This is a genomic window from Bacillus sp. FJAT-22090, assembly GCF_007676755.1.
In the GTDB taxonomy this organism is placed as follows: domain Bacteria; phylum Bacillota; class Bacilli; order Bacillales_A; family Planococcaceae; genus Psychrobacillus.
The window spans coordinates 56,793-70,731 of the sequence record NZ_VEBK01000006.1; the positions used below are offsets into that span (position 1 = coordinate 56,793).

The following is a 13,939-nucleotide window of genomic DNA, read 5'->3' on the forward strand; positions in this document are numbered from 1 at the left end:
CCCTCATTTCGGAACTTTTTGATTTGGAGTACCGGTGTACTTACCACCTTGTATAAAGCGTTGATGTGATACTTTATTTCCAGGAGTCAAAATGTATTTGTAAATTCCCTTTTTACCACTTAATTCTCCCTCAACTTGAAGCAAAGTGTTCATTTTTTTATCCCCACCTTTAAGAGCGTACGTTTTCCCTTTTGCTGTCTAGTTAACATACTTGCCGCACTATGCGATGGGTCAGTCTTGGTTAACGCTGTACCTTCTCGTTCAGCATTATAAATTTTTTTAGAAGCTTCAGTTGGTGTCATCAACTTAAAAGCCTTACCAGTTTTTTTCTTATTATCTTTTTTCTTTCCTATACCTAGAATAGCTTTAATCTGACTCCAGCTGCTATTCGCGCATTTCCATCTAGGTCTTTGAACATTACTGGATTACTATTTACATAAGTAAATCCATTTTGAGAAAGCATGTCATCTCTATCCCCTGGGTCTTGGTCAAAAGATAAGAAAACACCCTGTTCAGGTTGGTAATATCGCGCAATCAAATAATTCAACCTGGTTTCATGATCATACTGGTATCCGGCATATCTATAAGGATTGTCCTTGACTTGTTCCGCTTCATCTACTTCCAATACATTGCCCCATGCATCGTATGCATAAGTCGAAACCTTCTCGTCATTCTGATCTGTTAAGGCAATAATATCTCCATGTGCATTATAATGATAGAAGAAGGTTTGTGTCCCTTTCTTCATCGCAAGTAATTGCCCACTTACCGAATACGTGTAAGAACGAACAACGTTATTTTGACCGTCTGTTTCATACAAGACGTTTATGCTGTCCCCATCATAATGGTAGTTAGTCACAACCCCATTGACATTTTTCTGGATTCGTTTTCCACTTTCATCGTATTTATATGTGGCAAAAGGGTAGTTTCTCCTAGCTTTGTAACAGAGATTAAACGATTAGCTGCATCCCATTTATAACTATGCTTACCATCAGACGTTCGATTACCGTTTAGATCATACTCAATTGTTTCATCATCAAATTGTTTTAATTGGTTCGCGATATTGTAAGTTGCAATTTTACTTATCGTTTGCCCGTTTTCAGTAGTTTTGACTGACTTTCTGTTGCCAAATCTGTCATAAGCATATTCGATAGTTTTTCCTTCTTGCAAGGTTTCCTTTGTAAGTTGATGAAGTACATCATACTCGTAAGAGGTTAATTCGCCATTAGGGTACGCTATTTGAGTACGGTTTCCGTTTGCGTCATAATCATACTTTTCAGTTAAGATATCTGAACCATCTTCAGTACCTATACTTAGATTCGTTACTAATCCACGATCATCATAGTTGAATGTTGACCCTGTACCATTACCTGTAATGGAAGTTTGAACATTTCCTTTTTCATCATAGTCGAAACGATACGTGTAACCCCCAGCCGTTACGACTGTGTTCTGGTCCAATTGATTATACGTGTAGTTATTAGTTTGAGTAAATCCACCTTGAGAGAAGGTGAAACTTGTCAACTTATCGGAATCCCGTGGATAGTTCCACTGCTGAAGCCCGCTACGATCCGTAAAGGTGATTAAACGGTCTGTATCATCAAATGTTTTTTCTTTTACTCTAGCTTCTTTTACATACGTAACCGATTCTTTGTTTTTCTTTTCATCATAGGCAAAACTGTAGAATCGTTCATTGTTATAAGAAATACTAGATAGCCTATCTACTCCGTCATACGTTTGTTCAATCAGGTTTTTATTCGGTAAAGTTGTTGTTGTCTTATTTTCTTGGTCATTGTACAAAGTACTTACGATATCATTCAACGGTCCGGTTGTTTTAATCAGCCTGTCCAACGCATCATATTCATAGTTGAACTGTTGCGTTTTTCCAAATGAATCGGTAATTGACTTAGCTTTCATATTGCCATTTTTATCGTACTGGTAAACAATAGATGTACCATAATTTTGATTAAATCTATTACCTAAAAGTCATCTTGATAACAAGAAACCCTGAAAGGCAAAAAGCCTGTCAAGGTTTAAACATCTAATAATTGTCCTCAAAAATACAGTTATATACCGTAACGTTATTCTCTTTTAATTCTAATTTAACATTCGGCACTTCGACATCCAAGATATTTTTATCGAGATTTTTTATCTCGTTTCTTTTAAGTAATTCCAAAATACCCTTACCGATTCGCTCTGTTTCTTTATCCAACGGAGCATATTGCTCATGCAATAGAATAGCATCATCCTTGTTTTGATATTTAACATATTTCACCACTGAATACGGAGCAATTACAGAAATTAATACCATTACTCCATTTAACTCAGAAACTTTCTTAAGGTTCTCGGTAAATTCGTCACTACCAATCCTTGAATTTGGATTTGAAGAAGATTGAATAAAATAAGTAAAACTTGTAGAATAGCTAAAATCTGTGATATTATCGATAATAATATTTTCTAACTCTTCACTAATTTTACTAAACCAATATTCCTTATCTACATATTTTGCTAGAACATATTGAAAGTCGCCTTTGCCATATAATTTCTCAATTTTATTTAGTAAATCTTCCATCATTTGATGCCTCCTTTATTTTATGGGATATCCGTGAATATTACCCTTCTTATCTAAATGAACTTTGACCTTGGTTGCCCCATTCGGACCAACTGGTTTGCCAAAATCATAAATTTTTACACTTCCATCTGGTTTTACTACAGTGCCCTTCATCCAAGCTTCCTGAGTGTATTGGACACCATTCTGTCCCTTTTTCCATTGAGATTTTGTCGAAACATTATTACCATGACCTGGTACATGCTTACCTTGTTTTCCTGCATCTACCTTAGGCGCACCTTTTACACCTGCGTCCACTGTGCCTTGACCTGGTAATTTACCTAAATACCCTTTGGGCTTACTCTTCACTTTAACCTTTTTAGTATTTTTTATAAGTTTAAATACAGACGGTCCTAACACTCTGACAAGTCGTACAAGTTGACCATCTGGATCTACAAGCATCACAGGATTATTATTAGCATAAGTATATCCATTTTGTGAAAGCATATCATCATTATCTCCTGCATAAGGATCAAGAGATAAAAATACACCCTGTTCTGGCTGATAGTATCTAGCAATTAAGTAATACAATCCTGTTTCTTGGTCGTATTGATAACCCGCATATCTATAAGAGTTATCATTCACTTGGTTAGTTTCATCTGCTTCTAGTATATTACCCCATGCATCGTATTTATAAGTTGCCACTATTTGACTACTTTGATTTGTTAAAGCTATGACATCTCCATGAGCATTATAATTATAGAAGAAGGTTTGTGTTCCTTTCTTCATCGAAAGCAATTGGCCATTTTCTGAATACGTATAATTACGTATTACGTTATTTTGCCCGTCAGTTTCATAGAGGACATTAATACTGTCTGCATCATAATGGAAATTAGTGATTACTCCATTTACATTCTTCTGAATTCGCTTACCATCCTCATCGTATTTATAAGTGGCAAACGGAGTAGTTTCTCCTAATTTTGTAACAGAAATTAACCGATCAGCTGCATCCCATTTATAACTATGCTTCCCATCAGACATTCGGTTTCCATTCGCATCATACTTAATAATATCACCATCAAATTGTTCTAATTGGTTCGCGATATTGTAAGTTGCAATTTTACTTGTGGTTTGCCCATTTTCGGTAGTTTTGACTGATTTTCTGTTGCCGAAACCGTCATAATCATATTCGATCATTTTGCCCTTTGGCAAGGTTTCCTTCGTAAGTTGATTTAGTTTATCATACTCGTAGGAGGTTGATTCGCCATTAGGGTACGCTATTTGAGTACGGTTTCCGTTTGCGTCATAGCTGTACTTTTCTGTTAAGATATCTGAACCATCTTCAGTACCTATACTTAGATTCGTTACTAATCCACGATCATCATAGTTGAATGTTGACCCTGTACCATTACCTGTAATGAAAGTTTGAATATTTCCTTTTTCATCATAGTCGAAACGATACGTGTAACCCCCAGCCGTTACGACTGTGTTCTGGTCTAGTTGATTATACGTGTAGTTATTAGTTTGAGTAAATCCACCTTGAGAGAAGGTGAAACTTGTCAACTTATCAGAATCCCGTGGATAGTTCCACTGCTGAAGTCCCCCACGATCCGTAAAGGTGATTAAACGGTCTGTATCATCAAATGTCTTTTCTTTTATTCTGGCTTCTTTTACATACGTAACCGATTCCTTGTTTTTCTTTTCATCATAGGCAAAACTGTAGAATCGTTCATTGTTATAAGAAATACTAGATAGCCTATCTACTCCGTCATACGTTTGTTCAATCATATTTTTGTTTGGCAGGGTTGTTGTTGTCTTATTACCCTGATCATTGTATATAGTACTTACGATATCATTCAATGGTCCAGTTGTTTTAATCAGCCTGTCCAACGCATCATATTCATAGTTGAACTGTTGCGTTTTACCGAATGAATCGGTAATGGACTTAGCTTTCATATTGCCATTTTTATCGTACTGGTAGTCAACGGAAGTTCCGTTTTCCAGGGCTAGCTTTTCTAAGCGATCCGAGTAATCATATTTGAAAGACTTCTTAAAACCTTTTGCATCTGTTTCTTCTTTCTTGTTTCCAACTTCATCATACAAACTGGCTATCTTATAACCTAATTCATCTTCTGTTTCATTCTGGTATCCGTGACCGTCATACTTATGTTTGGTAACAATCGAACCTTCCATTATTCGGATTGCATCAAACCAAACGGTACCAGTATATGCTCCTTTAAAATTGAGCGAAACATTGATTTCATGGATTGGTTTGTCAGCTGGGATATGAATAGCAGAACGATTCCAATCCTGTGTGCCGCTAGGGAAATCCATCGTAAAGATTTTCGCTGTATTGTCCGTATAAGTTACTGTTGCAGCAATGGAATAACTTTTATCGCCTGTACCATTCACTTTTACGTTAGCTGCTTTCGATAACCCAGTCAACGTTATGGGAATTGGTTTGTCCGTAGAAGCTTGTCTTATATCGAATGTTTGATTGTATACTAAAGGTCCTTGTGTGCTATTAGATCTTGTTAGTTCCAATGATTTGCTTCCATCAAAAGCATTCACAACGGTCGTTCCACCAGTACCTACCCAATCAGACGTTCCATTCTCAAAGCTACTGTTAATAATCGGGTTATAGCTAGAAGAAACTTCCGCCTTTTCTAATTGGATTGCATCAAACCATGCATCTCCTGAAGCGGTAGCATCTTTATGTTCCACCGCTAAGTAGATTTTGGTTTTTGTAACATTATTAGGCGTTTTAAAAGTCAGTTGGCGATCGGTCCACGATCTTTTTCCTGCAAGTTTGCTGTATCGATTATCCATCTCTGATATTAATTTATTTTGGCTATCCAAAAACTGCACTTTAAAGAATGTGTTTGCTTTGGTTAACTCTGTTTTTACTTTTCCGCTTAAAGTGTAAGTTTTACCTGCTTCAACTGCAATTTCTTGGACTGCTGCCACATATCCATTTTTATAGTTTATTGTAACAGGTTTCACTTGTAGCTTTAACCCTTGTTTTCCCATTATCCCGTTTGATGCGTTCGGGTCAATTGTCATGGAACTGTCATTGCTTTTCTGTTCTATTACCCAGGAAACAGTGCCTTTTTCAAAACTGTTATTGGCCACTAAGTTTGTAGCTGCACTTAGAGAATCACTTGATTCAAGTACATTCCCTGATGAATCATATTTAGTAACAGAAGAAACTTTACCACTTTGATCCGTTTCCGAAACTGGATCTAACCCGTTATATGCATAAGTGGTTTTCTTTTCCCCTGAATTTTCCATGGATGTGGATGATATGACATCATTATTTCCATTATAAACATACTCATACTTCATTTCACCTTTGTTAATGGAGACATTAGTCATGTTTCCGTCACCATCATACTTGTATGTTTCCGTTGCAGTAGTAGCATCCTGATCTTTAGGTTCTTTAACTTCAAGTAGGTTGTTTCCTTCATACACATAGCTAGTTATAAGATTCAAGCCGCCAACATCACCTATTTGCTGAATTGGATTTCCGGCTTCGTTAAATGTATATTGTGCTTTTTTATTATTTGGCTTGGTTAGGGTCAATTGTTTTTTGGATGGCTCATAATCTAAGGAATATAGGTTATTTTTAGCATCCGTTATTTTTTTCAATCGGTCGTTGTCATATTCATACGTGGTGATAATCGGAATACTCTTTGTTTCATTCTGATCTAAATGTCTCGGCTCGTATAATTTCACTAAATCTTTGTTTGTATCATATTCATATTGTGTCACTTGCCCACTACTGTCAGTTACTTTTACAAGCTTATCTTGTTGATAGTCAACTGTAATCGGTCGTTGAAGTGGGTCCGTTATCTTTTCCACGCGTCCGTTTGCATCGAGCGAGAGGCTTATTTGACGAGCTGAAGCATTCTTGGATGTGTCTTTAAATGATTCTTTTATGGTTATTTGGTTCGTTGTAAATAAATAATCGGTTGAATTTTCATGGCCATCCGTTATCTTACTTAGTTTTCCGCTGCTCTTCGTAAAATAATAGATTGTTTGATCTTTAGCTTTTAGCTCATATTGATTTGTTGTTTCTGTTAATTCAAGATAGACTCCTGTAGGAGCTTGATACGTTCCATTAATTTGCTTCTTGAAAAGATGAATCGTTCCATCTTCATCGGTGAACTTTGCATCTTGTCCTTGTGGAACCACGCTCATCTCTACGTTACTATGCCATCCCTTGCCGAATATACCTACGGTTGGAGAAAGACTATTATACGCTCTCGTTATTCCAAGACCCGGTCCAGTGCCAGGGATGGCAACATCGCTTTCACTTAACAAGAGGTTCCCTGTCGCTGCGTTGACCGCACCATTTGGAACACCGATCATCGTCCAATAATCTTCTACCCCTAAAAATTCAGTTCCTTTAGGCATTTTGGTGGTGAATATGTCTTTCGAAAAGACCGATTCTCCATCTGCATTGTACGCACTTACACGGAAAAAGTAGGTTTTGGATGTAGCATATTTGGTTCCCATTTTGGCATACATCGGGGAAGGATCTAGTGGCAACTCAACCCCTTTGCCATCTTGATGAAGCTTCAACGTGGTCGAGCTTCCGTTAGTAATTTCGGTATCAGTTGGCCAAATCCCTTTGTTTTGGGTTGTCCAATTCGTTGTATTCTTTACGTCAAATGCTTCATAGCTTAATCCATTAAACATCCAGACTTTGTAGCCTGCAGCTCCTGTTACCGGTTCCCATTCCAAATTGATATAACCAGAATTTGTTCCAACTTGGTTGCTGTAGGCAACACCAGTAGGAGCTTTAGGCATCGTTAAGTTTGGAATAGTCGGTACTATCGGATTTGCTTTCGGGCTTTCCCCGTTTGCAAATACAGCACTTACCGATATGGCATAGTTCGTTCGGTCGTTATAGGTTGTCCCTCCAGAAGCACGGTAAACGGATTGGGGATTCACCGGAAGGTTTGCACCAACCTGTGGCCAGACAGATTTGTCTTTTGTAGACCATGTCGTGCTTTTCCCTACATTGATGGACTTATATTCGTTTCCGTCGAACATCCAAATATTGTAGCTAGACGCCCCCGCAACAGCGTCCCATTTTAAATCGATATATCCTGTCCCATCTCCTAAGCTAGTTGTTTCTGCTGCTAGATTACTTGGGGAGGTATAGAAATAGGAGATATTCAAATGTGGACGATAGTCTGCCACACTATGCTCGGATGAGTAAAACTTTTTCCAAAATGTTTGGCCATTTCCATTCGTGTGCAGTTTAAATCCATTATTGGGAGTAGTTCCTTTCATCCAATCATTTACTGCGTTTTTTACATTGAATGTAGCCCATTTCCCTTTATAAACACTTGTAGAGGTAAACAAAGAAGAGGCAGGTTTGTTATTCCATGTGATAGATGACTCGTCCCATGAACCGTTCACTCGGTCAAGCCAAATGCCTGTCAGAGTGGAAGGGTAGTAAGAATGGACGTTGTATATGTTGAATATTGCGGTTTCGATTGTTGCATATGGCAACGATGGTGTAGGTGTTTTTATATAAGCAAAATTTTCGCCCGTTGCAGAGCTATAATTTCCTGCTTTTAAGATATAAGCTCCAAGACCAGCGTCCCAGTCCGACCCGTAATTGGCATTCGGATAAGCAGAAGACACGGAAGCATCTTGATTGGCTTGTACCTTTGTTGTTGGATCGATATAAACAGGGTACACTCTTTCTGGATCCTTTAGCCAATTTTCGTCTGCAACGACCGTGAAAGCATATCCTTTTTTCTCTTTACTAAGCTCAAAGTGAACATTGTCTGAACGCTGGGGTTCCGCTGATTCGGGGTTGATTTTCGAATCTGTCATGAAGGGCTTAGGCAATATGTAGATAATCTCGTTCTGTTGATCTCTAAACGTAATAGACCCATTGTCTTCTATCTGTGCTGTCAGGTCTGTTTCCATAAAGAAATGATAGTTGTTCGTGCCGTTATAATGACTCAGAATAATATCTTCCTTTACTGATTCATCGAATACGATGTTTCGTAAAGTCAGACCTGGGATAACATCCCGATAGAAAATCTTATTTTCCTCATAGGATGCGGCTGTGTTTTTTACTTTTTGAACACCTTTTTCCCCTGTTGCCTCACGAAATGTGTAACCCAATGTATGTTCCTTATAAGCGAGAACAGCATATTTGTTTTTATTCATTTTGGGGGAAAAACGGATATCGAGCAATGTATTTTCAGTCGCGAGTTCATCATTCGATTCACTTGAAAAAAATTTCCCAGCCTTCTGTTTTTTTAGTTTAGGCTGAATGTCTTTCCATTTTCCGTTGTTTTCTCTGAATACAGGTTCTTGGAACATGTCCATCGAATATGTACCATCTCCATTGTCGATGACTTGAGACGATTCCGTTCGAAGTTCCATTACTTCTTTTGGTTCCGTCTTTTCGAAGCGGGGAGCCTCTCCGGATGCGATGGTCGGTAGTTCATCTGGATTAATCAAAGTCGGTGTTTCTTCGATTTCTATCTCCGTATTTTCTTCCGCATTTACTACTAAATTAGTAATAGGGATAGATGTAAAAATTAAAACTACTACTAAAATATTCGCTAACCATTTGGTAAATATTTTATGTTGCAATTCTCTCATACCTCCTAAAAGTTTTTTATAACTTGGATAAGAATATCTTCCCTACCCTTTGGTATAAACTTTTTTGTGAGAATTTGTTAGGATAAATGTATTCCTTTAGAACCACATTTTCCCTTTGCATTTTTAATTTCATGAGAAAAAGCAAAAAAAAAAAACGGAAAATATCCAATTTGGCATTTTCCGATTTTTTATTTTTTAGAATTTTAATTATTTAGCCCATAATGCTTTCCTTTGAGTAAGTATAATAGACGCTCTGCTAAATTCGTCGCATGGTCTGCGGATCTTTCTAAATAACGACAAACAAACGATAATTGTGTCACTTGGCTGAGCTGTTCAGGCTTCTCTACCCCAACCTTAAGCAAAGTGCGGATCGCATGACCATATAGCTCATCTATTTCATCATCTTGTTTCGCAATTTTCTTTGCCTCATCCATATTTTCATGGATAAATGCATCCAGTACGTTTTTTAACATAGCTATTGTTTTTACACGCATTTCATCCAATAAATGTATTGGCGCTATATGCTCATCTTTACCAATGCGAATCGTTTCTTTTGCAATATTAACTGCGTAATCGCCAATTCGCTCCATATCAGAAGCAATTTTCACTAGCACCATTAATCTTCTTAAATCCGTTGCGACTGGCTGTTGTTTTGCGATTAATAAAATAACGCGATCATTGATTTCTTCTTCCATATGATTAATATGAATATCGTTATTAATCACTGTCAGAGCACCTTCAATATCATTTCCTAATAGATAATCCATTGAATGATTAAGCGTATTAATCGCAGTATTACTAAGCTCTACTAATAAATCTTGTACTTTGTGTAATTCCGTATCGAACTTTTCTCTAGCAACCATCTTCTATTTGCCCCTTTCCTTATCCAAAACGTCCAGAAATATAATCTTCTGTACGTGTATCCTCGGGTGTTGAAAATATAATATCCGTATTATCAAACTCTACTACTTCACCATTTAAGAAAAATGCAGTTTTATCAGAAATACGTGCGGCTTGTTGCATATTATGCGTCACTATTATAATAGAATAATCTTGTTTCAATTCTTGGATAAGCTCTTCCACCTTTAAAGTAGAAATAGGGTCAAGTGCGGATGTTGGCTCATCCATCAATATAACGTCCGGCTCAATTGCAAGGCAACGCGCGATACAAATACGTTGTTGTTGTCCACCAGACAAACTATAGGCGTTCGCATGCAAGCGATCTTTTACTTCATCCCAAATTGCCGCTCCACGTAAACTTTGCTCAACAATTTGATCAAGTATCTTTTTGTTTTTGATCCCATGAATTCTAGGACCATACGCAATATTATCGTAAATCGATTTCGGGAATGGATTGGGCTTTTGAAATACCATGCCTACTTTCGTACGTAGCTCTTCTACCCCATAGTCGTTATCAAAGATATTTCGGTCCCGATATAAAATTTCACCGGAGGTTTTCACAGTTGGCACTAGTTCTACCATACGATTCAATGTTTTGATATAGGTCGACTTCCCACAACCCGATGGACCTATAATTGCGGTTACTTCATTTTCTTTAATTTGCAGATCGATATTTTTCAGTGCATGGTGACTCCCATACCATAAATTTAACTGTTTTGTATTATAGACGATGCTCGATGTTTCTTTTTGTATGATTGACCCTTTTTCCAATGTTTGTACCATTTTATTTCCCCCTAATTAGTTTAATACCTCTTCTGAAATTTGTTTCTGATAACTACAGCGATTGAGTTCATTATGATTAAAAACATCATCAAGACCAGAATTCCTGCAGAAGCAACAAATTGAAAGTCTGCTTGTGGACGTTTTGCCCAATCGTAAATTTGCATAGGTAAGGCTGTAAATTGACTAAGTAAATTTTCAGGTAGGAACTGAATAATTACGGGAATTCCGATAACTACGAGTGGTGCTGTTTCACCGACTGCACGTGAAAGGGCTAAAATTGCCCCAGTTAATATTCCTGGTATAGCAGATGGTAAAACAATTTTCGTTATCGTTTGCCATTTCGTAGCCCCCATTCCATAAGATGCTTCTCTTACATCTTGTGGGACTGCCCGAATTGCTTCTTGGGAAGCAACGATGATTACTGGCAAAATTAGCAAACTCATTGTAAATCCTGCAGCTAAAATACTATTTCCTAATGCTAATGCTCGGACGAATATGGTTAATCCAAGTAGACCGAAAACAACAGATGGTACACCAGCTAAATTGGATATATTCATACGAATAAAATCATTCAATTTGTTTTTCTTCGCATACTCTTCTAAATAAATTGCTGTACCTACACCTAGCACGATGGATACTGGTGCAACCACGCACATCAACCAAATAGAGCCGATTAGCGCTGCTTTTATTCCAGCCTTAGCAGGAAAGCGAGAACCGAAGTTTTGGAAAAATTCCGGCGTTAAATAACCGACTCCTTGCGTGATTATTCGATAAAACAGCACGCCTAATGCAAGTAAGGCGAATAATGTAGCGATAAAGAAAATCGTTTTAAATACACGATTTACAATAAGTCGTAAAGTCATTCTTTTCACAACAGATTCATGATCTACATATCTCATTTTAATATTCCTCCCTATACTTTTTCGAAATAACATGAGCTAAATAGTTCATCAACAGTGTGAACAAGAACAATGTAAATCCAACAGAATAAATAGAGTAGTAGATAGTTGTTCCATACCCTGCATCCCCTGATGAAACTTGCACAATATACGCAGTCATCGTCTGAATAGAATCAGTTACATTCAAGTCGAATTTTGGTGTAGATCCTCCTGCCAATGAAACGATCATTGTTTCTCCAATAGCTCGTGAGATTGCAAGAACAATAGAAGCAGTTATACCAGATAAAGCAGCTGGCAATACAACTTTTAAAGCTACTTCAAGTTTCGTTGATCCCATTGCAAGCGCACCTTCCCGAATCGAGTTTGGTACAGAAGACATCGCATCTTCTGATAAGGAAGCAATCATTGGTAAAATCATAATACCTACTACAATCCCAGGACTTAATGCATTAAAGATTTTCAAATCAGGAATAATCTGTTGTAATAATGGTGTTACAAATGTTAAGGCGAAAAATCCATACACAATAGTAGGTACTCCCGCTAATACTTCTAAAACTGGCTTAATAATTCTTCTAGTATTATCTGATGCGTATTCACTTAAGAATATCGCCGACGCAATACCAAATGGTACGGCTACAATAACCGCAATTGCAGTAACTTTTAATGTACCTGCAATAAGGGGTAGTATCCCGAATAATGGTTCTGTATTGGCAAATGGAAACCATTCAGTTCCAAAAAGAAAGTCTAAAATGGGAACGTCAGAGAAGAAGATAACTGTCTCCACTATTAGTGTTCCTACAATTCCAAATGTGGTTAATACCGATACAGATGCAATAAGCAATAGAATAATTGGAATCAGTTTCTCAATCACTTTCTTTTGTTTCTTTCCACTTGATCTTGCGATTAGTTCTTGAACGGATGGTTGATCAGAAACTTGTTTTTGACCCATGGTGAATCCCCCTTTTACCAAAACGTAAGAAAAGAGTAGCAGTAACGCTACTCATTTCACTACTTTTTAGATTGACCTATTATTTTAAAGCCTCTAAATCAGCTAAACCTTTTTTATAGTCAGCTTCTGGAAGGCGAACATACCCAACTGCTTCTGACATATCTCCAGCATTTTCAAGCGAATATTTCATGAAATCATACAATGCTGGGTTTTCAGCAATTGCATTATTCTTTACATATGTGAACAATGGACGTGAAAGTGGAGTGTACTCACCAGATTCAATTGTTTCATTGTTTGGCTCAATACCATCAACTTTTACTGCTTTCAACGTATCTTTGTTTGCCAGGTAATAAGCATAACCAAAGAAACCAATTGCATTTTTATCGCCTTGTACACCTTGTACTAGTACATTATCATCTTCAGAAAGTGTTGCAGATTTTACTAAGTCCGCTTCATCTAGGATTACTTCATCGAAGTAGTCATATGTTCCTGAATCAGTACCAGGTGAGTAAAATACAATCTGCTCATCAGGCCATTCCGGATTAATGTCCGACCATTTTTTCGTTGAGCCATCTTCAATCCACATTTTTTTCAAATCTTCAACCGATAAATCTTCTACCCAATCATTTACTTGACTAACTACTACCGTTAACCCATCGTTAGCAAGTTTAAATTCTGTAAAGTCAATACCTGCTGCAGCAAGTTTTTCTTTTTCTTCGTCTTTAATGGGACGTGAAGCATTGGAGAAATCAGTTGATCCTGCGATGAACTTTTCAAATCCCCCACCAGTTCCCGATACACCTACTGTTACTTGAACTTTTGGTTGCTCTCCTGCATATTCTTCCACTAGTGCTTCCATTATGGGTGCTACTGTACTTGATCCGTCTCCAGCTACTTTACCTTCGATGACAGCCTCTGCTTTAGTATCTGCTGCATTAGTTTCATCGGTTGTTGCTGCTTCTGTTGCAGTTTCGTCAGTTGTTTCTGTGGTTGAATCTTCTCCACATGCTCCAAGTGCAAGCGCTGAACCAATCATTGTAGTCATCATTAAGTACTTCCAGCTTTTCATCAGGTAAATCCCCCTAAAGTTATGTTTTTCTTTTCTGTCTTACAAGATTTACTTTAAAGGTCCTGTGTTGAGCGGGTATGAATGCAATGTAAAGGTTTTGTAAAAGAGGGTACTTATTAAATAGAGAAATTGGAGACAAAAAAACTGGTCACCCTCTAAAA

The 13,939-nt window shown here is 37.5% G+C and carries 10 protein-coding genes; all 10 read right to left on the reverse strand.

The window, feature by feature from the left end; all coding sequences use genetic code 11:
* Positions 1-3: 3 nt before the first annotated feature.
* Positions 4-153, reverse strand: coding sequence for a hypothetical protein (locus tag FS486_RS20120; protein ID WP_186321408.1), 150 nt, complete (start codon positions 151-153; stop codon positions 4-6).
* A 202-nt stretch (positions 154-355) separates the two neighbouring features.
* Positions 356-856: an RHS repeat-associated core domain-containing protein gene (locus FS486_RS20430; protein WP_260858069.1), complete on the reverse strand. Its 501-nt coding sequence runs from the start codon at positions 854-856 to the stop codon at positions 356-358.
* Positions 853-1,911: an RHS repeat domain-containing protein gene (locus FS486_RS09460; protein WP_260858070.1), complete on the reverse strand. Its 1,059-nt coding sequence runs from the start codon at positions 1,909-1,911 to the stop codon at positions 853-855. Before FS486_RS09460 ends, FS486_RS20430 begins: the two co-directional genes overlap by 4 nt.
* Positions 1,912-2,035: 124 nt before the next feature.
* Complete coding sequence (locus FS486_RS09465) at positions 2,036-2,569, reverse strand: hypothetical protein (RefSeq protein WP_144511090.1); 534 nt, start codon at positions 2,567-2,569, stop codon at positions 2,036-2,038.
* Positions 2,570-2,581: 12 nt separating this feature from the next.
* On the reverse strand, positions 2,582-9,169 hold the full coding sequence (locus FS486_RS09470) for a DNRLRE domain-containing protein (protein ID WP_186321409.1): 6,588 nt from the start codon (positions 9,167-9,169) through the stop codon (positions 2,582-2,584).
* Between the two features lie 212 nt (positions 9,170-9,381).
* On the reverse strand, positions 9,382-10,041 hold the full coding sequence (gene phoU, locus FS486_RS09475) for a phosphate signaling complex protein PhoU (protein ID WP_144511092.1): 660 nt from the start codon (positions 10,039-10,041) through the stop codon (positions 9,382-9,384).
* A gap of 19 nt (positions 10,042-10,060) precedes the next feature.
* The gene (gene pstB / locus FS486_RS09480; protein WP_144511093.1) at positions 10,061-10,861 is read right to left on the reverse strand and encodes a phosphate ABC transporter ATP-binding protein PstB; all 801 of its coding nucleotides are present in this window, start codon (positions 10,859-10,861) and stop codon (positions 10,061-10,063) included.
* Positions 10,862-10,881: 20 nt separating this feature from the next.
* Positions 10,882-11,760 (reverse strand): phosphate ABC transporter permease PstA, encoded by an 879-nt coding sequence (gene pstA, locus FS486_RS09485; RefSeq protein WP_144511094.1) that lies wholly within the window; start codon positions 11,758-11,760, stop codon positions 10,882-10,884.
* Position 11,761: 1 nt separating this feature from the next.
* The gene (gene pstC, locus FS486_RS09490; protein WP_144511095.1) at positions 11,762-12,709 is read right to left on the reverse strand and encodes a phosphate ABC transporter permease subunit PstC; all 948 of its coding nucleotides are present in this window, start codon (positions 12,707-12,709) and stop codon (positions 11,762-11,764) included.
* A gap of 79 nt (positions 12,710-12,788) precedes the next feature.
* Positions 12,789-13,778: a PstS family phosphate ABC transporter substrate-binding protein gene (locus tag FS486_RS09495; protein ID WP_144511096.1), complete on the reverse strand. Its 990-nt coding sequence runs from the start codon at positions 13,776-13,778 to the stop codon at positions 12,789-12,791.
* Positions 13,779-13,939: the final 161 nt, after the last annotated feature.

Bases quoted from the DNA above. Each gene is read 5' to 3' on its own strand.
- pstC (WP_144511095.1), bottom strand. From the start codon at position 12,709: ATGGGTCAAAAACAAGTTTCTGATCAACCATCCGTTCAAGAACTAATC.
- FS486_RS09460 (WP_260858070.1), bottom strand. From the start codon at position 1,911: ATGAAAGCTAAGTCAATTACCGATTCATTTGGAAAAACGCAACAGTTC.
- pstA (WP_144511094.1), bottom strand. From the start codon at position 11,760: ATGAGATATGTAGATCATGAATCTGTTGTGAAAAGAATGACTTTACGA.
- phoU (WP_144511092.1), bottom strand. From the start codon at position 10,041: ATGGTTGCTAGAGAAAAGTTCGATACGGAATTACACAAAGTACAAGAT.
- FS486_RS09465 (WP_144511090.1), bottom strand. From the start codon at position 2,569: ATGATGGAAGATTTACTAAATAAAATTGAGAAATTATATGGCAAAGGC.
- FS486_RS20120 (WP_186321408.1), bottom strand. From the start codon at position 153: ATGAACACTTTGCTTCAAGTTGAGGGAGAATTAAGTGGTAAAAAGGGA.
- FS486_RS09495 (WP_144511096.1), bottom strand. From the start codon at position 13,778: ATGAAAAGCTGGAAGTACTTAATGATGACTACAATGATTGGTTCAGCG.
- pstB (WP_144511093.1), bottom strand. From the start codon at position 10,861: ATGGTACAAACATTGGAAAAAGGGTCAATCATACAAAAAGAAACATCG.